Here is a 23,707-nt window from a genome sequence, read left to right as displayed (position 1 = left end):
TACCAGCTGGAAAATTGCGGTTTAAATTTCCTCAATAAACTGCTCTAGACGGTCAACCACAGCCTGTGGCTCACGCGCCCAGCGATTGTGGCCCAGCCGCTGCTCAATGAACTCGTACTTTGCCGAATTCGGCAGCATCCGTGCCAGCGCCTGTGCGGAAGCCTCCGGGCAGTCACGGTCACCACCACAGTTCAGCAGCAGCGCCGGGGTGGTCACCTTCGGCATCTCAGCGGCGTAGTCGATATCCGCACCGCGCGGTCGCAGAAGACCCGTGCGCGAGAACCGCGCCCACTCCACCACATGGTTACGAGCCTGGCGGCCATAGCCGGCCAAATCAAGCCTGCCCGCTGGCCAATAGCCCAGGATCTGGGACACCACCTGCATAAACGGTGCACCGTAGCGAAGCCGCTTGTACTCGTTGCCAGTAAAACAGTTGTAGTGCGGAGTACCGGAGCCGACCATCACTACGCCGGCCACGTCCGCTTCCGGTCGGGCCAGATACAGCGAGGCAATCTGACCGCCCATGGAATGACACAGCAAGTAGACGGGTAGCTTCTCCCCTGCTGCCAGATGGTCGAATTCCTTCCGAGCACGAGCCACCGCCAAGGGATAATCCACCGACGCTAAATCCTGGTAGCCCCAATTGTGACGGCGGGTGGCCACCGCAGTCTGGTTACCCTGGCCGCGTAACTCCGAGGTCAGGACGCAAAAACCTCGACGCTGTAACTCTTGGGCAATCGGCCGGTAGTAGCGAGCACCCATGCCAAAGCCCGGCCAAATAACGACAATGCCCCGAGGCGAACCTTCGGGAAACCGAAGCGCCATCGGGGTCACGGAGCCATCTGGCAATGTCTCCTGCACAATACGTGGCTCGACTGGCGGTTCCCCGTTGACCATGCTTCCCCGAGTATCTTCCATTTCATAAACATTAATGGCTGAACGGAGGTTTTGTCAGGGGAACCGACAAGCCGATAACCAGACTTGGTATCGGCTTAGACGTCGAGGAAGCGAACGTCCTTCGCATTACGGGTAATGAACGAACGTCGTGAAGCGACGTCATCGCCCATCAGAATGGTGAACAGTTCGTCCGCCTTCTGCGCGTCCTCGAGGGCGACCTTACGCAGCACGCGGTGATCCGGATCCATGGTGGTATCCCACAGCTCAGCGGCGTTCATCTCACCGAGACCCTTGTAACGCTGAACACCATCGTCCTTGTTGATCTTGCGGTTGGCAGCCAGCCCCTCTTCCAGCAGCTGATCGCGCTCAGCATCGGAGTAGGCGTAGCCCGGCTCACCCTTGGCCCACTTGAGCTTGTACAGCGGCGGCTGGGCGAGGTAGACGTGCCCTTCATCAATCAGCGGACGCATCAGACGGAACAGCAGCGTCAGTAGCAGCGTGGCAATGTGCTGACCATCGACATCGGCGTCGGCCATCAGCACGATCTTGTGGTAGCGCAGCTTCTCGATGTCGAACTCGTCGTGAATACCGGTGCCCAGCGCCGTAATAATGGCCTGGACCTCGTTATTCTTCAGCGTCTTATCCAGGCGCGCCTTCTCGACGTTCAAGATCTTACCGCGCAGCGGCAAAATGGCCTGGAACAGCGAGTTTCGGCCTGCCTTTGCAGAACCACCTGCGGAGTCACCCTCCACGATGAACAGCTCGGACTGCTTCGGGTCCTTCGAACGGCAGTCCGCCAACTTACCCGGAAGACCGCCAAGATCGGTCGCGGACTTACGACGTACCAGGTCACGGGCCTTACGAGCCGCCTGACGGGCATGTGCCGAAGCAATGGCCTTGTTAACAATGGCCTTGGCCTCAGCCGGATTGGCCTCCAGCCAGTGACCGATGTGTTCATTAGTCATGCGCTGGACGAAGGAACGCACCTCGGTGTTACCGAGCTTCGTCTTCGTCTGGCCCTCGAACTGCGGATCGGCGACCTTCACCGAAATCACGGCAGCGAGACCTTCACGGCAGTCCTCGCCGGAGAGGTTGTTTTCCTTCTCTTTCAACAGGCGGTGCTCACGCGCATAGCGGTTCATCAGCGATGTCAACGCAGAACGGAAGCCCTCTTCGTGCGTGCCACCCTCAATGGTGTTAATGGTGTTGGCGAAGGTGTGCACCGACTCGGAGTAACCCGAGTTCCACTGCATTGCAATCTCGACCTCGTGGCCGTCACCTGCAGCATCGAAGGAAATGATGGTCGGGTGGATGATGTTCTTCGACTTGTTCAGAGTCTCGACATAGTCCCGCAGACCATTCGGGTAGTGGAAGACCTTGCGGCGCTCCTTCGGCTTGGTGGTCTTCTCTGCCTTCTCCTTCTGCTCCTCAACCGCATCCTTGGCGATTTCAGCGGATTCGGTCTCCGCCTGCTCCGCCAGAGCCTCGGCCTCGAGCTCCTCCTCGGAGACACGCTTGTCCACCAACGTGATGGTCAGGCCCTTGTTCAAAAACGCCATCTCGCGCAGGCGGCGAGAAATGGTGTCGAACTTGAAATCGGTGGTCTCAAAAATCTCCGGGTCCGGCCAGAAACGCTGCGTGGTACCCGAACCGCGAGTCTTCTTACCTCGGATAATTTCTTCCGGAACAGCCTGGTCGAAGTTCTGGTACCAGGTGTAGCCATCGCGGATGACCTCGGTTTCCATGCGCGTCGACAGCGCGTTAACCACCGAAATACCCACACCGTGCAGACCACCGGAAACAGCGTAGGACTCGGAGTCAAACTTGCCGCCGGCGTGCAGCTGAGTCATAACCACCTGCACCGTCGGCATACCCGACGGGTGCATTTCGACAGGAATACCACGGCCGTTATCGCGGACCTGAACGCCGCCGTCTTCCAGCAGAGTGACCTCAACATCGGTGGCGTAACCCGCCATCGCCTCGTCGACGGAGTTGTCTACAACCTCCCACACCAGGTGGTGCAAGCCACGCTCACCAGTCGAGCCAATGTACATACCCGGCCGCTTACGCACGGCCTCGAGGCCCTCGAGGATGGTAATCGATGAGGCGTCATATTGATGTTCGGTAGCAGCCACGGTTCGGCGCGTCTCCTATTCTTGGTTCTCTCCCCGCGCAACATTCGTCAGCGCGCGAAAAATAGGCCGGCGGTCAAGCGCTATCAGCGCCAGCCAGAACTACATAGGACTACTAGATAGGTCTGGCTAGTTTGGAAGTCGATAACGTCTCAAGAACCGCCTGCCGGTTTTCTCCTGCCCATCTTACCCCAACGTAGTCCCCTACTGTGGATATAGCCGATGCGCTCAAAGGACCAAATTTCGCAGTTTTACGCATACCGACGGCTAATCGTAGACCGTTTACCGACCTTTACCCGTAAGTATCACGCGGTCCTCGGCCCTCGATGTGCAATTTGCCCTTGCGCCAATTCGGCGCTTTCGGCCCCAGCACCTTAATTTCCTCAACCACTCCATCCCCGACGCGTTCCGCGATCGACTTCAAAACCTGTCGCTGTGCCAGCCGCAGCTGTGTTGCCCATGCTGTCGATTGGCACTCGACCACCAAAGTGCCGTCCTTGAACTCCTTGACCTGGGAGTGTTCCGCGACAACCTTGCCGACCATCGAATCCCACTCCGTCATGATCACACCGTGGGCAATGTGGATCTGCCAGCCGCGATCGACTACTGCCTTATTCAGCACCGCACCAATCGGCGCAGGTCGACGGTCATATTTCCGGTACAGCCGAATCCCCGCCTCCTTCAATAAGCTCGGCGAAATCACCGTACCGGCACGATCTCGTACCACTGCTTGCGCTGCCCGCTGCTTATCGACGTCCGCAACGATCCCCTCCGCGGCCTTCACAGGCACACGGCTATCGAGGCCAGACCACGAGCCCTTCTTCTTCGGTGGCCGCTGGAGATTCGGTAACTTGTGACCGCCCTCCTTAGCGGCATCGCGCATGCGGAAGAAAGCGTCACTGATCAGGTCGTTTTCCTCTTCCGGTGAGTTATCCGGCTCCATGTTCTCGACCATACCCGTCACTCTTCCGCGACTGGGTTTTCATCCAGCAGTGAGATTCGCCCCTGCTCAGTCTGCGCCACCGTTACCGTGTGATGGGTCACCGAAGAATCCTCGACCAGTGCCTGAGGCAACTCCTCTCCCACCGCCGAGGTGATCAACACCTGCTCAGCCTGCTGCGCGATTTCCATGAGAGCTTCCCGACGATGCCGGTCGAGCTCCGCAAACACGTCGTCAAGCACCAAGATCGGGTCGGGCCCATCGGCACGGAGCAAAAAGTACGCGCCGAGACGCAGCGCGAGTGCAAAAGACCAGGTCTCGCCGTGGCTAGCGAAGCCCTTGGCGGGGTCATTGCCGAGAATGAGGTTGAGATCATCGCGATGCGGACCAACGAGACAGGAACCGCGCTCAATCTCCGCGGTGCGGCGCTCCGCCATCTTCGTCAGCAGCAGTGCCTCGAGCAGCTCCGGTTCGCTGGGCAATGGCCCGCCATCCAGACTGTCGACCTTCGGCGCATAGGCAATCGTGGCTGGGCGCGAGTGCGGGGCAAGCGTGGCATAGGCCTCGCTGACATGCTCGGAAAGCTCGGCGATCAAATCCATGCGCGCAGCCATTAACGCCGCTCCCACCTGCGCCAATTGCGCATCCCAGGTGTCCAGCGTGCTCAGTGCGGCCTGCCCCTCCGAGGAAGAATAGCCACGGCGCAGCGTCGAGCCCGCCGACTTCAGCAGCGCATTTTTCTGACGCAAGATCTTGTCATATTGAATGCGGATACCTGCGGACAGTGGCCGTCGTAAAGCGAGCAAATCATCGATGTATCGGCGACGGGAAGCGGGCTCGCCCTTGACCAGCGTGAGATCCTCGGGCGAGAAAAAGACCGACTTAACGATCCCCAGCAGCTCCCGCGGAGACTTCAGCCGCGTGCGATTAATCTGCGCCTGATTCGCGCGATGCGGATTGATGAGCAGATGCGCCGTCAGCTCGCGGCCATCATTGACCGCCGTCGCCGAAATGCGTGCCGACGGGGTCCCCGAACGAACCAGCGGAGCATCCGTAGACACTCGATGCGAGCCGAGCGTGGAGAGATACCCAACGGCCTCGACGATATTGGTCTTGCCGTAGCCATTTTGCCCGGTAAATACGGTAATTCCAGGCGTGAACTCGACTTCCAACTCCGGCCAGGAGCGGAAGTCCCGCAAGGACAAATACCGAATGTGCATAGCCGCAGACTAGCCCGGCAGGCGTACAGGCATCAGCAGGTAAGTGAAGTCGGTCTCCGGCGTTGGGTAGAAGCCGTCCTCACCGAGCTCCGGGATAGCTTCCGGCTCTGGAATGAGAATCGCGGGACGCGACGGCTGCGTAAAGCCCAGCAGAACGCGGTGGGAGCGAACAGCGCTGAGCCCCTCGAGCAGGTACTGCGGGTTGAAGGCGATCAGAAGTGGTTCCCCATAGAAGTTGCAGGCCACAGTCTCTTCTGCGTGACCAACTTCGTCGCCATGAGCAGAAAGGACAACCTGGCCGTCGGAGAAGTCCATGCGAATCTGCGCACCGTGATCCGCCATCAGGGACACACGACGGATGGCATCCTGCAGCTGGTCAACACGAGCAACAGCCATGGAGGAATGCTGCTTCGGCAGCAGCGGACGGAACTTCGGGAACTCGGCGTCCAGCAGTCGCGTGGTAGTGCGACGAGGATCGGCGAGGATAGCCAGCAGACCTTCGGAGCCGACCTCACGATCATCGGATCCGTCGCCGAATGCCAAGGTCACTGGCTCGCTGGAAGTGGTATCGAGAGTGCGGGCAGTCTCCGCGAATGTCTTTGCCGGGATGAGCAGCTTGGTCTCCCCCTCCGGGATCTGCTCCCACTCGAAACTGCGAACCGCCAGGCGGAAACGGTCGGTGGCAGCGAGAGTGACCTCGTTACCTTCGGTTTCCATCCGGATGCCGGTCAGCATCGGCAGCGACTCATCCTTGCCGGCAGCGATAGCGACCTGACCAATAGCCTCAGCCAACAGAGCGGCATCGACAGTGCCGGTAGCAGCCGGAGCTTCTGGTAGCTGCGGGTAATCTTCCAAGGTCAGACTTGGCAGCTCGAAGCGGGAAGAACCACAGCGAACGATGACCTTCGTGCCATCAAAGTGCATCTCTACCTGCTTATTCGGCAACTTAGAGACAATGTCAGAAACCAACTTGCCATTGACGGCGAAGCGACCGGGCTCATCGACCTCTGCACTAATACGAATCTGAGTCGAGACCTCGTAGTCATAGCCAGCGAGCTGCAGACCATTGTCATCCGCGAGAAAAATCATGCCACGCAGAATCGGCTGAGTCGGGCGTGCAGGCAGGTTACGAGCAACCCAGCTCACCGCACCCGCGAGATCGTCCTTAGCCGCGCGAATACGGACTTCGGTCTGCTCCATCGTTCCTCCACCGGTATTGGATGTCTGTTATTAGCCGTCTTTTGTGTTGTCAGCACGCTATGTCAGCGCACATGACTGGAGTTACAAAGATTCCATCGTACAACTCTACTGCAGACTGCCAAAGACCTCACTGGGATTCTTGTAGTCCGTCTAGTGCTTGATCGTAGTTCTTACTCGTTCTTGGCATTTATGAAGTTGTGCGCGAGAGGTTGCTTGCCAGAGGTTGTGCGCAGGCCCCCTTTTATCTAGAAGTTTCTAGAGATTTTTAAAGTCGGGAGTAGTAATAGGGGGTGTGCACATTGTGAAATTACATGATTCCCGCTGGTCTTCACTGATTTCGCGCTGTGGATAACCAGTGCGTCTAACTGTGGATAACTTGGGGTGTCTGTGGATAGTGTTCGGGCTTCATCTTTCATCCACAAAATTTAGGAGTTGTCCACAGCTCTGTGCACGGAAAAACCGCAGTTAATAACAAGAATTCCGCACGCCGAACCCAAGGATTTTAAGCCGTGCCGCGAGCTCGGTCACGAATGCGTGTAGTCAGGTCGTTGACCTGGTCCTTTGAGGGCTTTTTCTCCTGAATTTCCTTAACAATCTTGCGTTCAGCGTGCAAAACCGTCGAATGGTCACGATTTCCGAACTCTCGGCCAATCGACGGCAACGAAAGCTCGGTGAAGGACCTCGTCAGGTACATAGCAATCTGGCGTGCATGAGCGACCGGGCGAGTCTTACCCGGGCCCACCAAATCCGCAACCGTTAAGTCGAAGTACTCAGCCGTGGTGGAGATGATGATCTCCGGGGTAATCTGCACCTCGATTTCGTCGGCACCGAGGATCTCCTGCGCAAACTTCAAGGTCACAGGCTCATGAATCATGGATGCGTGAGCACTAATCTGCAGGAGACGCCCCTCGAGCTCACGAATAGAAGACGAGGTGTTCTCCGCGATGTACTGGAGTACATCATGCGGAACGACCAAATCAGACAGCTGTGCCTTCTTCGACAGAATTGCGATTCGCGTCTCCAAGTCCGGGTATTGCAGATCCGGATTGAGCCCCCACTGGAAGCGGGTACGAAGGCGATCCTCCAGGGTCTTAAGCTCGCGTGGTGGGCGGTCCGACGACAGCACAATTTGGTGATTGGACTGGTGCAGGGCATTGAACGTATGGAAGAACTCTTCCTGTGTACCTTCCTTGCCCTCCAAGAACTGGATGTCATCGATGATGAGCATGTCCAAATCGCGGTAGCGACGCTTGAAGGATTCCTGGGCGTCGTCACGCACGGAATTAATGAAGTCGTTGGTGAACTCTTCCGAGGAAACGTAGCGAACCCGCAGGTTAGGGTACAAATGCTTGGCGTAGTGGCCAATGCCGTGGAGCAGGTGCGTCTTGCCAAGACCCGAACCGCCGGAGATAAACAGCGGGTTGTAGGTGCGCCCCGGAGACTCCGCAACAGCGACGGCGGCCGCGGCGGCGAACTTATTCTGCGGACCAATAACGAAGGTCTCGAAGGTGTAGTTCGGGTTGAGGGTGGGCTCCTCGAAAGGCATGCTCATCTCGGTTGGAGTGCCGTGGCTCTCGGAACGGAAAGGACTTGTGACCTGGCGCTGATCAGCAATAGTCATCGGATTCTCGGCAGATGAGTGCGAAAGCCCCTGGGCCATCGAATCTACGGCGTCCATCGATCGGTGCTGTGACTGGGCACTCTGCTGATTATGGACATTCTGCTGGTGTGTCTGCGGCACCTGTGGCGTCTGCGTCGATCCCTGGTGCTGCTCGTGGCGATTGAAGTCATTCGCATCTGCACTGGGGAACGGGTAGTTGCGGCCAGATTGCTGTTGGTGCTGCTGGTTTGGCTGTTGACGCTGAGCTTGCTGCGAACGCGAAGCTGCAGATGGCATCTGCCCCGAGTGCTGTGCAGATGGTTGAGTGGTCTCTGCTGCCTGGCTATCTTCAGCGTCGTCAGCAGGATCGGCAACGGTGATGACCGTTTCCAACTCCTCGCCGGTCAGCGAGGCTAAGACGGCCTCGATAATGCCCTTGAGCTCTTCTTTTACCAGTGCCTGCACCACTGGCGATTGAGTGCTGAGCAGGAAAAAACCTGGAAAGTCACCAGTGTGCGTCACTGACCGCAGCAGTGCCTTGTGTGGCGGGCGTAGTGGTGCAATGCCCAACTCCGGCGCACCTTCTGGTGAAGTCAGGATAGAAACGACCTGCTCCCAGAGTCCACCTGGCAATTCTGGTTGTTCGCTCACTGTGTGAATGTCCTTTTACATGTTTACGTTCATCAAATTTATCGAGGCGACCTGTTTTTGTGGAGTGTTTTTGGCATGGCGAGAGCGCCATATCTGCCCATTTGGGGGCTATTTCTTGTAATTCGCCCTGTGGGGTGTTTCTACACAAGGTGCTATACGCCCCGAGCAGGACTTCCACATGTTTGTCCACACCTGTGGATAAACCTTGTCGCTAATTGACTAACAGTTTATCCACAGTTTGCCCACAATGAAAAATAGCCCCCTAGTCTGCGTTTACCTAGGTAAACACGTTATTTCCCCTGCTCGCTGTGATTCATGGTGTGGAAGTTATCCACAGCTAATGGGATAAACACCCTGTGGATTGCAGTGCATAGGTCAGTATTTCCACAGGTCAACATCGGTACCGTCGGAAAACTTGGAAAATGATTCTCCAGGTAAATCCGGCGTGTTGATTTGAATTTCTCGCTCGATTCGACGTAACCTATCTGGGTGTTTCATATCCATTGAGATATGAGTCCGAGCTTGTGCTTGGACCCGACAGAACGCATGTAGCTTTCAATCTGTCGGTAAGTAATTTTTCCGTGCATCACGGGAATGCGTCAGACGCATCGCTGCCTCGCACTCGAAGCGAGGAGTTTACTGCGGTGTGTTCAGCGTGGACTCGTGGTCGTTTGAGTTTCAAGGAGTGTCAACCGTGTCGAAGCGGACGTTCCAGCCGAATAACCGCCGTCGTGCACGCGTGCACGGCTTCCGTACCCGTATGCGTACCCGTTCCGGTCGCGCCGTTGTGGCAGCACGCCGCAGCAAGGGCCGTGCCCGCCTGTCCGCTTAAGCAAGAGGACACCGATTTCGGTGCTCCCTCAGAGCAATAAGCTGCGTTCTTCGCGTGACTTCACGGTCACCGTACGACGTGGACGCCGAATCGGACGCAAGACCTTGGTCTTGCATATTCGTGACACCGCCGCTTCTGGCGGTGAAGATAAGACCGATACGCAGATTGCCAGGTTTGGTGGTCCGCGTGTCGGTCTTGTCGTATCTAAAGCTGTGGGCAACGCCGTGACTCGTCACGCTGTATCCCGCAGGCTCCGCCATGTTATGGCCGCGGCCGCGCAGAATCTTCCGTCCACCATGGACATTGTCGTTCGCGCGCTGCCTGCATCTGCCACAGCCACCAGCCAGGAGCTGTCCCACGATGTGCAATCGGCACTCGCCACATACGAACGTCGGCGCTAATTCGCTTGACGACGGCCCCCTCGCTCAGACCCCCGGCGCACGTGTGGCTGAGAGGGCGATTCTCTTCTACCGCCGTCGTATCTCTAATCTGAAGCCCACGAGCACATGTCGTTTTGAACCGACGTGCTCCGCATATGGTCTTGAGGCTGTGCGCCGTTTCGGAGCTATTCGTGGCCTGTGGCTGACTTTCTTGCGCATCTTCCGTTGCGCACCCTGGCATCCGGGTGGCTGGGATCCAGTTCCTGCCACATTCCCCGGCCTGGGTTCGTGGTTGAGGCGAATGCACAGGTAACCTCTAGTAATGCTTAGCCTTTGACGGGGCTTTGTAGACGAAGGCGCGAGTGCGCTGTCCCCTAAAGAACGGAGTGATCTTAGACCGTGCTCAATTTCGTGTATGTGCCGATTTCGGCCATCCTGTGGTTCTGGCATAAGGCCTCAGGTTTCCTATTCGATCCCTCCTCGGGTATCTCCTGGGTGCTGGCCATTATTTTGCTTGTGGTCACCATCCGTATCCTCCTGTTTAAGCCGATGCTGAACCAGCAGCGTTCTGCCATCAAGATGCAGCAGCTCGCTCCTGAGATGCAGGCCATCAAGGAGAAGTACAAGAACGATCAGCAGGCTCAGGCTCTTGCTATGCGCCAGCTACAGAAGGAAATGGGTGTCAACCCGCTCGGCGGCTGTTTGCCGATTCTGGTTCAGATGCCTGTGTTCATTGGCCTTTTCCACGTGCTGCGTTCGTTCAACCGAACGGGTACGACGGGCAATGCGCTTCGCATGTCGGTGGAGCAGAACTGGAATACGCCTAACTACGTCTTCGGTGTAGATGAGGTGCGGTCCTTCCTGCTGGCTCGTGTGCTCAATGCTCCACTGTCCAGTTCGGTTGGTATGGGCGAGGATCAATACGCAGCCTTTACTGTGCCTGGTACGCCTGCGGACTTCACCCGCATGGACATCATGATCGTTGCCATTCCGCTGATTGTTATTGCGGCACTTGCAACGCACTTCAACGCTCGCATGTCTGTTGACCGCACGCGTGCCCGCCAGGAAGCCGGTCTGGTGAAGCGCCAGGAAGGCGTTATGGGTCAGCAGATGGACATGATGAACAAGATGATGCTTTGGTTCTTCCCGATCATGATTCTTGTTACCGGTGCTTTCTGGCACATCGGTCTTCTTGTCTACATGGTGACTAACAACGTCTGGACCTACTTCCAGCAGCGCTACATCTTCGGCAAGCTGGATGAGGAAGAGAAGGAAGCTGTCGCAGCTAAGAAGGCTGCCAAGCGCGAGGCACAGGAGAAGCTCGCTCCGAAGGTTGGCCAGAAGCCAATCAATCCGAAGAAGGGTGGCAAGCGTCAGGCAGCGCAGAATGCGCAGCAGGCGCAGTCCGGTCAGGCCTCTGCAGCGAACAAGGCTTCTAGCCATCTTCCGGATGGTAATTCGGGGAAGGGACAGCAGGGCCCAGCCTCGAAGCCAGCGCCAGGACAGAAACCCGCAAATCGGAAGAACCGGAAGCGGAAAAAGAAATAGCTGAAGTGGAATCGCCCTTCGTCTACATAAGTTAATTAATCGAAACGCCCCGCAGTTGATGCGGGGCGTTTTTGCTTGCCTTCGTGCTCTATCGAGCAAACAACGTCACTGTTATTACAGGCATGTAATTTTCTCCGGGGCCTGGAGTTTGGCATCCAACTTTGATCAATGTTTCACGTGAAACATCGCTGTTGCACTGTCGTACACTAGGGGTAATGAAAAGCTCGACGGGTGACGGCACAGCTGCCCCATTGGAAAGGTTAGTGGAACTGTTGAGTAACTCCGCGAAAGACGTCGATAATCAAGAAGCCTCCGCAGGTTTGGTCGATGCGGATCTGCGTTCGGTGATAGATACCGTGTTTGGAGGGAATGCCGATCGAGCATACCGCTACCACTCATGGTTGGCTGAGGAGGCTACAGTCCGAGGTTTGATTGGGCCACGTGAAACTCCAAAGCTGTGGGATCGGCACATTATCAATTCTGCGGTAGTTGGAGAAGCGATAGGCAAAGGGCTTGTAGTTGCGGACATTGGTTCGGGGGCAGGCTTGCCCGGGATTCCGCTTGCTCTTGCACGACCAGATTTGAAGGTGGTTCTTGTAGAACCATTGCTGCGCCGTACGACTTTCTTGAACGAAGTTGTGGAAGATCTCGAGCTGGACAATGTGACCGTGGTTCGCGGCCGCGCTGAGGAGAAAGTGGTTCGCGCTGAGGTTGGCCAAGTAGATGTCGTCACTTCTCGCGCTGTTGCCCCTCTTGGGAAATTGGCGGGCTGGTCGCTTCCTTTAGTTAAATCCGGAGGCGCGATGGTTGCACTGAAGGGTGGAACTGCGCAAGAGGAGATTGATCGGGACGCAAAGCTTATTGCCAAGGCGAAGGGAACTAATCCCCGCGTTGTAGAGGTTGGCGGTTCCGTGTTGGGAACTTCGACGTACGCCGTGATTATTCAGAAGAAGTAGGTTGTAAGTCCCCCTCCCCTACTCCACTGCCGGTTCGCTTGTGTTTTGGTTTCGACATTGAGGCGCGTAGTGCCGTCGGGCTAGAGTGGGATAAGTATCGCGGTATGGCAAAGTCCTACCGGCCAAGGTGGATGTTTCACGTGAAACATTTCCACAATCGTCGGCGTCTAACGCTTGTTGGGGCTTGATGATTACGCTTTTGCAGATAGTTACTAAGTTTTTATTCGCACTCCAGTGGCCATGATTGGTGATTGCTGTGCTTGTAAGGGGAATAGTTAATGAGCCGGAAGTCCTGGCAAGACACACCCATCGCTGCGGCAGCTCAACGGGCAGCGCAAGTTAAGGCCCCGAACCGTTTATCGCTTCCACGCCCCGAACGCCCGCGCCGTATTACTATCGCCAACCAGAAGGGTGGCGTGGGCAAGACCACTTCGGCAGTCAACATCGCGTCGGCGCTCGCGCGGCATGGTCTCAAGGTGCTAGTCATCGATAATGACCCGCAGGGAAATGCTTCTACGGCCCTGGGGATTGAGCATGTTTCCGGGACCCCGTCGACGTATGAGCTTCTAATTGGCGAACTACAGATTGACGATGTCATCCAGCGTTCCCCTGAATCTGAGAATCTCTTTTGTGTGCCAGCGACGTTGGACTTGGCGGGCTCCGAGATTGAGCTGGTCTCGCTCCTGAACCGTGAGCGCCGACTTCTCGATGCAGTGTCAGATCAGTACCTGATTGACAACGGCTTTGACTTTCTCATTATTGACTGCCCTCCTTCGCTCGGTCTGTTGACTCTGAATTCGATGACTGCCGCCAACGAGGTTTTGATTCCGATTCAGTGTGAGTTTTACGCCTTGGAGGGTGTGACTCAGCTGATGAATAACGTGCAGATGATTCGTCAGCATCTCAATCCGGAGCTACATATTTCTGCTGTGCTGCTCACTATGTTCGATGGCCGCACCAAGCTTTCGGAAGAAGTTGCCAATGAGGTTCGTAACTACTTCGGTGAGGTTGTGCTACGTAATCTCATCCCTCGATCCGTGAAGGTATCGGAGGCGCCGGGATACTCGCAGACCGTAATTTCCTACGATCCAGGGTCTCGGGGCGCAGTTGCTTATCTTGACGCCGCGAAGGAATTGGCAACGCGTGGCGACTATTCCGCAGTTCCGGGTGGAAGTGCGATTGGGCAAAAACCAGCTTCCTCCCCTACCCCGTCCAATTCCACTGAGACAAATTAAAGCCACTAGGAGTAGTTACCGATGTCGAATCAAAAAAAGGAGAACCGCAAGGGAGGGCTCGGTCGCGGTATCGCCGCGCTGATCCCAACTGCTCCGGCGGCTAACCCCTCGGTAGGTGAGAGTGCCGCGGATATTATCTTCGGTCCCCGCCGTACCCAGGGGACGAAGCAGCCTGGAAGTAGCGGAGTTGCCGACGTACTGGGGGCAGCCGCGACGGGATCCGGCACCTCGTTGACTGAAGGCAAAAACGCCGGAAAATCTGCAAAATCCGGCCAGAGCAAACCTCATACCAATGAGGCGCAGAAACGTCACAGTGACGATAAGGTTATTGGTAAGTCTAGTGATGTTTCACGTGAAACATTGCCCTCGACGACGTCGGGAGCAGCGGACCATGGCAGCGCCGAGGCTACCGATGTTGACGCTTCGGCCGCAAACGAGTTTGGCGCGACCTATCGCGAGATCAACTTGAAGCTGATCACGCCGAACCCGAAGCAGCCACGAGAGGTCTTCGATGAGGAGCCCCTAAATGAGCTCGCTCACTCTATTCGTGAGTTCGGTCTATTGCAGCCGATTATCGTACGACCAATCTCTGAGGATAGTCGTGCGGCCGCACTCGAGGCAGCGCGCAAGGAAGATCCGAACGCGCCGCAACCCGAGTTTGAAATCATCATGGGTGAACGTCGCTGGCGTGCTTCTCAGCGAGCTGGGGTCGACACGATTCCCGCCATCGTTCGCGATACTCCAAACCAGGACATGCTTCGCGATGCCCTACTAGAGAACATCCATCGCGTTCAGCTGAACCCACTCGAAGAGGCCGCTGCGTACCAGCAGCTACTCGAAGAGTTTGGTGTAACTCAGGCAGAGCTGGCGGATCGAATCGGTCGCTCGCGGCCCGTTATTACCAACATGATTCGACTCTTGCAGTTGCCGGTGGAGGTACAGCGACGAGTAGCGGTCGGTGTTCTGTCGGCTGGTCACGCACGTGCCTTGCTTGGAGTTAAGGCAGGTAAGGAAGAACAGCAGCGCCTCGCCGAGCGAATTGTTGCTGAAGGACTATCCGTCCGTGCGACCGAAGAAGCAGTGACATTACTCAATGCCGGCGAGCGACCGAAAAAGCAGCACCGTGAGCCCACTCCGCAGCCGGAGGTCCTTCACAATTGGGCTGACCGCCTGTCCAATTCTTTTGATACGAAGGTGACTGCCCAGATGGGCAAGCGTAAGGGCAAAATCGTTATCGAATTCGGCAACCTCGAGGACTTTGATCGCATCATGTCACTGATGCATCTCGACGAAGAGTAAACCCGGTTACTGTGACTGAAGTATTCATCGAGAAAATTTCGCTGGCCGACATCGAGGGAATCTATCCAGAGACGATGTTAAGCCTGTTTTGGGAACAGGGCATGGAGCATATCCGTACAGCAACTGCCCTACCCCAGTTCTCGACTGAGCCGCGCGAACCTAATTTGGACCCCAGCACGCCAGAAGAGGATGAAGCGCCTAACGGTGATTTAAAGCATTCGGACGGCCAACCCCCTACTCGGCCAGGCGGAGCTAGTGAAAGCCTCTTAAATGGCGATTTAAGCCCTGATTTAGCCGCCCAGGTGCGCTTGGAGAAGGAAGCATGGCTCAATACCGTCTACCTTTCCTGGGGACCGTGCGGATATTCACTACGACGAAAGCCACCGGCATCACTTATCGATGGGAAACTTGAGACCGTCGGCACGCTGCTCTTTGCTCCGCCACGCTTCTGCCCGACGACATTTTCCATGCCTTCCGGACCAATATCGCCGGATGCGATTGCGCTGACGAGTCTGCATTACAACGCTTTAGAGGTTGACGATGACATGCTCCGCGTGCTCATTGTGACCGCTCTGCACAAGCTCGCGCTGCGCGGGATTTCAGCGGTAGAAGCGTTTGGTTGCAGTGGCACGGCGGATTCTATGTCGGCATCCACGCCGTCGTCGCCAACGCCTGACGACGGTACGGAGAATCTAATCGCTGATTTCGAAGCGCAACTCGAAGAAAAGCTGAATCCAAAGCCGTGTATTTCAGATTCGTTGGCGGCGATTAACCATAACGCCGGTGATTTGATTCGTACGCGAACCCTTCTTGACTCCGGGTTTCGGGTGGTGACTCCACATCCGATTCATCCGAAACTCCGTATCGAGTTGGATGCGGAATTGGACTGGGACGAAGAAATCGGCCATGCGTTGGATCTAAGTGCGAAAGAACCCTTTATGCGCTCAAAGCTGTTCAGTCTTTAGCGCTGGGTTTCATTGGTCAGCCGTGTTTAGGCTTTTTCCTCTTCAATCAGCTGCGCAAAGCTGTAAGCGCCGGTCATTGGCTGCTGCTCTTCATCGCCCAGGTACAGACGCTTTACAGCGACAACGATAGATTCGGCAATTACGTCCCGCTGATCTGGGGAAGAAAGAATTGCGACGTCATCCTCGTTGGTCAGGTAACCAACGGCGACTTCCACCGTGGGCATCCTGGTCAGACGGAGGAGATCCCAGGTACGGGCGTGCGAGCGGCAGTCTACCAGGCTCGTACGGGCAACAATCTCTCGCTGGATAAGGCCAGAGAGCTGTTCGCCCAGAATGGAGTTGGAGCCCTTCATCGAGCCAAAGTAAAAGGTCGCAATACCGCTGGCGCGGTTGTTGTGATAGTGGTCAGCCTGCAGGGAGATGAAGACGTCAGCGCCAAATGCGTTGGCCATCTCAGCGCGATCCTCGATGGACGGATTGTCGGTACGAGGACGAGACAGAATAGTCTCTGCACCTGCCGCGACAAGGCGACCCTCAATGCGAGAGGCCAAATCCCAAAGAATCTCTTCTTCAGAAATCTGACCGTAAGGGCCGTCGACCACAATGCCGGGCTCCCCTGCCCCAAGACCTGGATCAATGACAATGCGCTTTCCAGAGAGCTTCGGCCCCATCGTGCGCAGTATTTCCTTCTCGTGGAAGGCGTTTACAGAGCCACCAGTAACCCTCCTGCCCAAGTAGCTGAGCGCCCGGAGAGTAACGGGACCACAGATACCGTCGGGCTCCAGCCCGTAATTGAGCTGGTATTCACGTACAGAGGCATCGGTCTTCGGGCCAAAGTGGCCGTCTACTCGGGCATCGTGGAAGCCGAGTTCCTGCAAGGTAGCTTGGAGAACGCCTACGTCCTCACCGGTCATTTGCGACAGTGGATCGTAGGACAGTACGCGGGTGCCCAGAGTGTACGAGGCTTCTCGCAGTAGGCGCAGGGTGCTGTCGCGGATAATCCCGTCGGCATAGACACCGCGGGACTGTTGGAACGCCAGAAGAGCGTTGCGCATGTCCTCATCAAAGAGGTCATCGTCACCAGACCACTGAGGCGAGTTCTCCTCCGCGGCTGAGCCCTCCCAATTGGGCAGAAGCCCAAGACGAGCCAGGGTAGAACGTACCTCGGCTACACGAGGTGACCTATCGCCCACCTTCAGAAACTCTGGCACGAAAACTCCCTTCCGAACTCCACAATTATGTTTAGGCCGTTGTGGGTCCTCACAACACTTAATCAGTATTACTGGCCAGTGAGCTAAACGAAACTTCAGTTAAGAAATCTCGCGCACTCTCAGAGGATATGGTCAGCAATACCTCTCAAGTTGGCGGCAACCTGGTTCCTTCACGGTATTAAGGAAGACGTAAACCGCCATTTCCAGCAAGATTACCAGGTCGCAGGCGCGAATTGATTGTTACGAGGGCGCGTCGGCTAGCCCGACGGCAGAACCCCAGGACTAACTCTAAATCACAACCACAACTTCAGTCACATCATAATGGGGTGTGTCCAACGAAGGTGGCAATAGCGAAGTGGCGGGTGGGCAGTCGTAACCTCGTATCGGATAAGGAGCAACCCCAAGTTCTTTTAAAGGTGCTTTTCGATGAGCGACGTGATTTCGCCCTTCGGGCGGACTCCGCGAATCTCTTCGACCTTCTTGCCGTCCTTGAATAGGAGCAGGCTTGGGATGGACATGATCTGGAACATGCCAGCCAGTGCACGCTCCTCATCAACGTTGACCTTGGCGATGACGGCCTTGCCATCGAGCTCGGTCGCAACCTCGTCCAAAACGGGAGCAATCTTCTTACACGGGCCACACCACTCTGCCCAGAAATCAACAAGCACCGGCTTATCGGATTCGAGGACATCGGACTTAAAGGTGTTGGCGGTGACGGTTACCGGAGCCATGAAATTCTTCTCCTTAGAATGAGCTCGTTTGAGTTCTTAGTGGTTTTGTTTTGTGGTCTTGATTCTAATTTTTCAACCTAGCTTCTTCAGCCTCGCGTACGGATTTGGCGCTCAAGGCGTCAAAAATTAGGGCTTCCGGTGGTGCGAGTGAAGTACTAAATTGTTAATTAATGGTGTTCTTGAGAACGCTGCAAGTGCTCGATGAGTACGGGGCGTACCGGGCTATAACACGTCCTGCTGCGCCCTGATTGAGCTACAGCTAACAACAATTGGGCTTACCGGCTATCGGATATTCCCCATAGTTGGATATCTGCAATCGTAGGGCTTATCCAACAATTGCGATACCCCAACTATTAGGTGTTTATCCAGCTAGTGCGACTGCCCTGCTGTCAGCTACCGAGCAACAGTTTCCAAGTAGTGCTCAGCATCCAGCGCAGCCTTGCAGCCAGAACCAGCGGCGGTAATTGCCTGCTGGTAATGGGAGTCAACAACATCGCCCGCTGCAAAGACGCCCTTGAGGGAGGTCTGGGTGCTCGGAGCGGCTACCTGAATGTAGCCATTCTCATCGCAATCCAGCTGATTGCGAACCATCTGCGAACGTGGCTCGTGGCCAATTGCTACGAACATGGCAGTCACATCCAGGACGGACTTCTCACCAGTGACGGTGTCTTCCAGCTCGAGACCGGTAACTGAACCCTTGTCCTCACCAAGAACCTGGGACACAACCTTGTTCGTCGCAAAGCGAATCTTGTCATTGTTCTGCGCGCGCTCGACCATGATCTTCGACGCCCGGAACTCATCGCGGCGATGGACAATCGTCACCGAGCGGGCGAACTTGGTAAGGAAGGTTGCCTCTTCCATTGCGGAGTCACCGCCGCCGATGACGGCGATATCGTGGTCGCGGAAGAAGAAACCATCACAGGTGGCACAGGCGCTGACGCCATGACCAAGCAGCGCCTGCTCGCCCGGAGCGCCGACATAACGCGGGGCGGCACCGGTTGCCAGGATGACAGCGTGAGCCTTGTGCTCTTCTTCACCAACCCAGACAGACTTGATATCGCCGGTGAGATCCATGCGATCGACAATCTCCATGCGCAGGTCAGCGCCGAAGCGCTCTGCCTGTGCGCGCATCTGATCCATCAGCTCTGGTCCCATGATGCCCTCGGAGAAACCTGGGTAGTTCTCCACATCGGTAGTCGTCATAAGCAGACCGCCAAACTCGATGCCCTCGAACACCACAGGCTTCAGGTCGGCACGGGCTGCGTAGGTGGCAGCCGTGTAACCGGCGGGACCGGAACCGACGATGATCAGGTCGTGAACGATATCGCTCATGAAGACTCCTATAATTTTTATCTCTCACATCACATGGCGCACAGTGATGCTCAGTAGTAAGCAAATTTTTCAGCTCCGGGAAAGAAATTACCGGAACCAGCCACCTCAACCAACGTGAGGTTAGCCATCTCTATTCCCCCAGCCTCTCCCCTGCTCCGCAGTTGTTAGGCCACCTGCACTTCTTCCAATTGTCGCCGAAGCGTACGACGCGCCCGCGCCCGCCGAGACTTCAACGTCCCGCTCGGCTGCCCAATACTGCGAGAGGTCTCCTGCAGCGAATATCCAAAGATGTCCAAGTACAGCAGGGCATCCCGTTGATCCGTTGGCAGCTGTTCCAATGCGGCGGCCATAGTCACACGTAGCGGAACATCCGGGCAGGGAATCGGCTGTGAACTCATAAACGTCTCAAAATCCTCCTCCTTATCGCAGAGAGGGATCTCCCCGAAACGACCGCGGTTGTGGTCAATACACGCATTCTTCACGATGCACGTCAGCCACGTCGCCACCGTCGAACGCCCGCGAAAATTCGCCGCCCCCGCAATTGCCCGCGCCAGCCCCTCCTGTACCCCATCCAAGGGATCGAAATCATCCCGACGATAGCGCCGCGCCATCGCTACCAACTGCGGATAATAACGCCGTGCCAACACCGCGAACGCGCGACGATCCCCCGCCAGGTGCGCCTTCAATAATTCACGATCGACCTCGTCCGCAGATGCATGCTTTTGCATACCGACGACGCCACAATCCCCCAGTCGCCGACCCATGCGGGCCTTACGGTGACTGTCCCCAATTCGATTTCTTCCCCCAAAGTTCATGGCTCCTATGCAAACACGAAACCCGCGCTCTCCGCTTGGCAAAACTGCCGTGGAGACCGCGGGCTGTGGATGAATTTCAAAACGTCCCAGTAGCTGTGGATAACTTGGGACAACTTGAACTGTTGCCACCTAAGGCAAGCTCAGAGCGTTATTCCGTACCACGCACCTGAATGTCGCCAATAGCAACTGGCAGCAACGAATCCGGAGATTGCTCAGCCAGATTGCGGTCGCCGACAAGTGGGTTGTCCGCATCGGAATTCTGCGACTCAGCATCTGTATCAGCATCTGTATCAGCGTCAGTGTCTGAGTCGCTGTCGGCTACCGCTTCCGCAGCCGTCGGCAAGCCGGAGATCCAGACAACAAGGTTCTTCCACTCAGTGTCGCGGCTATCGATTTCGATGGTCGTCGTACCTGAGGTGGCAGTAGCGCTTCCGAGAACCGTTGTGTCATCCAAGTTCGTCGAGTCAGCATCTCGTAGGCCGCGAACTTCAATGTGTGCGCCCGGGGTCGCCGCGACCTTAAGCTCTCGAATGGTTGCCGGTTCATCGAGAGTGACCCGAATACCAACGCCAGGTTTGAAGTCCTCTGGGCGATTGCCGAACTGGCTGAGGTAAGTAGAAGTTACCCAGAAGCTTTCCTCGTCATTATCGATGGTCAGCTCAGCCATGTCCGGATTGTCCGGACCTGCTGCAGGGTTGTCGGTGTCGGCTTGCCACTCGCTAGCGTCGGCAAGCGAGAGCGTCGTGACCGGAGCCGGACCGCGTCGTACGGACTCGGAGTTAATCGGTGCGTCCGAGGAACGGTTAACCAGACCAAAGATGCCCGCGGCGACGAGTGCACCGACAATGACTACGCCGACAACGACTGCGCCGGTGCTGAATGCGCGGGTGCGATTCTTGGTGTGATGAGCGTTTGATTGGGCTGCACCGCCGGCATCGACGGATTCGCGCGCACCGGTGTCGGGGTCGATTGCGAGAAACTCCGAAGAATCGGGGCCCAGCGCTGCGGCGCGCAAGTCCTCGGCGAGCGTGCGAGCTGGCGACTCCTGCCCATTGAAGTCCTCCGGGCGTGTTTGCTTCGCGCGGTCGATAGCAGCAGAAATATCGGAGGGGATGTTCGTCACGCTGTAGAACAGCTCGTCGATGACAGAAAGCAACGCGCTGTAGTCCGAACGTTGCGAGCTATCGGGCAAAACGACGGGGAAAGCGTCGTAGATGTGGCCGTCGCTGCTGATGCGCAATTGTCCAGGCTTGTTTGTCAGGCCAAGGCAGCGCCCAGATTCGTGGGCGTCGGCGATTGTCTCGGCAAGTGATGCTATTGCGAGTGCCAGGGCATCCGGGTGGGCGGCCTGATCGAACCGCTCAATACCGATACTGCTGGTCCAGTCGGCGACGATGAGCACCTCGGTGCGTGTCTTCGCCACACTATGAATGCGGGACATCCCGGTGCCAGCCAGGTCACGCAGCTCATTGGTCGTCGTGGCAATCTTCTGGGCGGCAACCGATGGCGAAGTGTCGTAGTACGGCAGTGCAATCGTGTCGACGAAGACAAGTGCGACATCTGAGTTGTCGGGATCTCCCATATCCATGGCGCGCCACAGGCGCAGACCTGGGTAGGTCGCGACTTCAGAACGCAGACGGAAACGACCACCTGAGACCATCTCGCCGGGTACATAGCGGGTCGGGCGAGAACCCTGCGTCGGCATCGGCGGCAACAGCGGCGAAGCGGTGAAGCCCTCGTTTGCCAGACCCGTGGCCTCGCCAATCAGGTTCGACGGGGCAATCGAGAAAGCATCAGCGGCGAAGCCACGTTCGCGCTCCATATCCTCACGGTCGGCGACGGCATTGTCGGCTGCATGAGGCTGCGGAGCAAAGCGACGTAGACCCGGAATGCGGCCGAGGAAGCCACCCAGAACGCGGACCTCTTCCAATGGAGCCTGAGCGAGCACCAGGCCGGTACCGATGAGGAAGACCACGCCGGTGACGATGGTCTGCAGTAGCACACCGAAGGAACCGAAGAAATCGAACAGCACAAGGTCGGTCAATGCGAATGCGCCCCAAGCAACGGCGACACCGACAAGCGACGCCCCCAGTGCCCACAGCACGGTGTGGACGGTCGCCTTACTGTCCAAGTGTCCGAGAGTGCGGCGCAAGAGCAAGAAGCCAATTATTGCGCCGGCGACGAAACCGAAACCGTTGGCGGCACCGAGCAACACGACGACGGTCTCATCGTCAGAAGCCAGACGAGGAGCGAAGAACGACAGAATCACCTTGACGGTGGTAATGCCGAGGATGATGAAAGTCGGGGTCCAGGCCTCTTCACGGGCGTAGAAAACACGCAAGTGCAAAAGCACAATGGCGTATGGAATAAGCGAGAACGCCGAGAAGGACAGCGTCCAGCCGAGAATCTCTGCGGTTTCGCGGGGGAACTCCAGATACGCGAAAAGACCGACGGCGATGGGGCGGCCGAATGCGGTGAAGAAGGCAACGATCGGCACCAGCGCAATCATGGTCAGGCGGGTACCGATGGACAGATCTCGGACCACTGCCCCATCGTTGCCGTCGGCTGCATTGCGGGACAGTCGCGGCATGATGGCGGTCAGCAAGGTAACGCCGATGATGCCGTAGGGCACCTGCAACAGCAGCCAAGCCTGCTGGTAAATCGTCGGCGCTGCCTTGGAGGCAGTCGAGGCAATATTGGTGGTGATGAAGTAACCAGCCTGGGAAATTGCCACGTAGGTGATAATCGCGACACCCATGCCGGTGAACTGTTTGATGCGGTCGTCGATACCCCACAGCGGACGCAAATCAATGCCCGCGCGCTTGAGGTAGGGAATCATGATGGCTGCCTGAATGACGACACCCAGGGTGGTACCAAGACCCAAAAGCAGGATGTGCGGATCGGAGAGTGAACCGTCCGAATCCGGACTCAACTGGCCGGGCAGGAACAGATATAGCAAGAGCGTGGCAATGGCCACGACGTTGTTAGCGACAGGTGCCCACGCACCGGGTTTAAAGATTCCCTTGGTGTTTAGCACCGCCATGAGCAGCGCAAATATGCCGTAGAAGATAATCTGCGGCAATAGTAAGAACGCAAATGACGTTGCCAGCGGAACGTTGACCTTACCGGCCTCGTTAAGGCTCAATCTGGTCAACAGTGGCGCACCTATCACCGCCAGCACCGTCACCACTGCCAACAGCGTCATAGAGACAGTCAAGAGACGTCTAATGAAGGCGGCACCGTGATCTGGATCCTCCTTCTCCGCGCGCACCAACACTGGCACCACCAGAGAAGTCAGCACTGCACCGAGGACGATTTCCGTAATCAGGTTCGGCAGTGTGTTGGCGACGTTGAAGGCTGAAGCCACAGCCGGACCCAGCGTCGCGCCGATGAGCAGGTTTCGCAAAAAACCCGTAATGCGCGAAATCAGGGTAGCGATTGCCATCGAGCCCGTGGAGGCGACGATGTCCGAGTTCGACTGTCCCTGATTTGCGTCCGCCGTCGAGCCTGCGGAGGAATCGCTGGAAGCGGTTGCTGTCGCAGTTGCCGCCTTTGCTGGCGATGGTGATGCCGATTCCGTCATCGCGTCAGTGGCGGTATCGGCATTTGCCTTATGGCCGGATACGCGAGTTAGGTCCGGGGCCGCTTCGGCCGGCTGAGATTCAGCCGTTGGCCGCGCCGCCGGAACTGGGGCCGGTGGCGCGGGGCGACGAATGCGGCCTCGAAGTCCAGATTTATGCGCGTCTGAGTCAGTCACATGTCC

General features: G+C 56.8%; 19 protein-coding genes. 8 read left to right on the top strand and 11 right to left on the bottom strand.

What is annotated here, in order from left to right; genetic code table 11:
• Positions 1-21: 21 nt before the first annotated feature.
• From QP982_RS09215 to dnaA, 6 genes are all read right to left on the bottom strand, one after another.
• The gene (locus tag QP982_RS09215) at positions 22-897 is read right to left on the bottom strand and encodes an alpha/beta fold hydrolase (RefSeq protein ID WP_187401445.1); all 876 of its coding nucleotides are present in this window, start codon (positions 895-897) and stop codon (positions 22-24) included.
• Positions 898-992: 95 nt separating this feature from the next.
• Positions 993-3,032 (bottom strand): DNA topoisomerase (ATP-hydrolyzing) subunit B, encoded by a 2,040-nt coding sequence (gene gyrB, locus QP982_RS09210; RefSeq protein ID WP_016421743.1) that lies wholly within the window; start codon positions 3,030-3,032, stop codon positions 993-995.
• Between the two features lie 289 nt (positions 3,033-3,321).
• Positions 3,322-3,984: a DciA family protein gene (locus QP982_RS09205; RefSeq protein ID WP_005511606.1), complete on the bottom strand. Its 663-nt coding sequence runs from the start codon at positions 3,982-3,984 to the stop codon at positions 3,322-3,324.
• 5 nt (positions 3,985-3,989) lie between these two features.
• Positions 3,990-5,189 (bottom strand): DNA replication/repair protein RecF, encoded by a 1,200-nt coding sequence (gene recF / locus QP982_RS09200; protein WP_048731375.1) that lies wholly within the window; start codon positions 5,187-5,189, stop codon positions 3,990-3,992.
• A 9-nt stretch (positions 5,190-5,198) separates the two neighbouring features.
• Positions 5,199-6,389 carry a DNA polymerase III subunit beta gene (gene dnaN, locus QP982_RS09195; RefSeq protein WP_048731377.1) on the bottom strand — a complete coding sequence of 397 codons (1,191 nt, stop codon included), beginning with the start codon at positions 6,387-6,389 and terminating at the stop codon, positions 5,199-5,201.
• A 502-nt stretch (positions 6,390-6,891) separates the two neighbouring features.
• The gene (gene dnaA / locus QP982_RS09190; RefSeq protein ID WP_284870452.1) at positions 6,892-8,640 is read right to left on the bottom strand and encodes a chromosomal replication initiator protein DnaA; all 1,749 of its coding nucleotides are present in this window, start codon (positions 8,638-8,640) and stop codon (positions 6,892-6,894) included.
• A gap of 694 nt (positions 8,641-9,334) precedes the next feature.
• Here dnaA and rpmH point away from each other — a divergent pair.
• The 8 genes from rpmH (at position 9,335) to QP982_RS09150 (ending at position 15,855) form a co-directional block, all read left to right on the top strand.
• Positions 9,335-9,472 (top strand): 50S ribosomal protein L34, encoded by a 138-nt coding sequence (gene rpmH / locus QP982_RS09185; RefSeq protein ID WP_005511646.1) that lies wholly within the window; start codon positions 9,335-9,337, stop codon positions 9,470-9,472.
• Between the two features lie 20 nt (positions 9,473-9,492).
• On the top strand, positions 9,493-9,873 hold the full coding sequence (gene rnpA, locus QP982_RS09180) for a ribonuclease P protein component (RefSeq protein ID WP_049170110.1): 381 nt from the start codon (positions 9,493-9,495) through the stop codon (positions 9,871-9,873).
• A complete protein-coding gene (gene yidD, locus QP982_RS09175; protein WP_080969543.1) occupies positions 9,833-10,165 on the top strand; it encodes a membrane protein insertion efficiency factor YidD in 333 nt (110 codons plus the stop codon). Before rnpA ends, yidD begins: the two co-directional genes overlap by 41 nt.
• Before the next feature lie 86 nt (positions 10,166-10,251).
• A complete protein-coding gene (gene yidC / locus QP982_RS09170; RefSeq protein ID WP_049189412.1) occupies positions 10,252-11,400 on the top strand; it encodes a membrane protein insertase YidC in 1,149 nt (382 codons plus the stop codon).
• A 320-nt stretch (positions 11,401-11,720) separates the two neighbouring features.
• Positions 11,721-12,356 carry a 16S rRNA (guanine(527)-N(7))-methyltransferase RsmG gene (rsmG, locus tag QP982_RS09165; RefSeq protein WP_231367212.1) on the top strand — a complete coding sequence of 212 codons (636 nt, stop codon included), beginning with the start codon at positions 11,721-11,723 and terminating at the stop codon, positions 12,354-12,356.
• 278 nt (positions 12,357-12,634) lie between these two features.
• Complete coding sequence (locus QP982_RS09160) at positions 12,635-13,591, top strand: ParA family protein (protein WP_016421734.1); 957 nt, start codon at positions 12,635-12,637, stop codon at positions 13,589-13,591.
• A 21-nt stretch (positions 13,592-13,612) separates the two neighbouring features.
• A complete protein-coding gene (locus QP982_RS09155; protein ID WP_016421733.1) occupies positions 13,613-14,890 on the top strand; it encodes a ParB/RepB/Spo0J family partition protein in 1,278 nt (425 codons plus the stop codon).
• A gap of 11 nt (positions 14,891-14,901) precedes the next feature.
• Entirely contained in the window at positions 14,902-15,855 is a 954-nt protein-coding gene (locus QP982_RS09150; RefSeq protein WP_284870451.1) for a hypothetical protein, read from the top strand.
• Between the two features lie 26 nt (positions 15,856-15,881).
• On the opposite strand, the gene QP982_RS09145 is transcribed toward QP982_RS09150, so the two are convergent.
• The 5 genes from QP982_RS09145 to QP982_RS09125 all read right to left on the bottom strand — a co-directional run bounded on the left by QP982_RS09145 (position 15,882) and on the right by QP982_RS09125 (position 23,701).
• Positions 15,882-17,066 carry an N-acetylmuramoyl-L-alanine amidase gene (locus tag QP982_RS09145; RefSeq protein ID WP_048733139.1) on the bottom strand — a complete coding sequence of 395 codons (1,185 nt, stop codon included), beginning with the start codon at positions 17,064-17,066 and terminating at the stop codon, positions 15,882-15,884.
• 410 nt (positions 17,067-17,476) lie between these two features.
• Entirely contained in the window at positions 17,477-17,797 is a 321-nt protein-coding gene (gene trxA / locus QP982_RS09140) for a thioredoxin (protein ID WP_016421730.1), read from the bottom strand.
• A gap of 393 nt (positions 17,798-18,190) precedes the next feature.
• Complete coding sequence (gene trxB / locus QP982_RS09135) at positions 18,191-19,129, bottom strand: thioredoxin-disulfide reductase (protein ID WP_005511625.1); 939 nt, start codon at positions 19,127-19,129, stop codon at positions 18,191-18,193.
• 164 nt (positions 19,130-19,293) lie between these two features.
• Positions 19,294-19,857 (bottom strand): sigma-70 family RNA polymerase sigma factor, encoded by a 564-nt coding sequence (locus tag QP982_RS09130; RefSeq protein ID WP_224783764.1) that lies wholly within the window; start codon positions 19,855-19,857, stop codon positions 19,294-19,296.
• Between the two features lie 235 nt (positions 19,858-20,092).
• Positions 20,093-23,701, bottom strand: a complete 3,609-nt coding sequence (locus tag QP982_RS09125) for a murein biosynthesis integral membrane protein MurJ (protein ID WP_070652674.1) — start codon at positions 23,699-23,701, stop codon at positions 20,093-20,095.
• Positions 23,702-23,707: the final 6 nt, after the last annotated feature.

This window comes from Corynebacterium sp. MSK019 (assembly GCF_030232425.1).
In the GTDB taxonomy this organism is placed as follows: Bacteria; Actinomycetota; Actinomycetes; order Mycobacteriales; family Mycobacteriaceae; genus Corynebacterium; species Corynebacterium jeikeium_D.
This window is presented reverse-complemented; position numbering and strand designations above follow the sequence as displayed.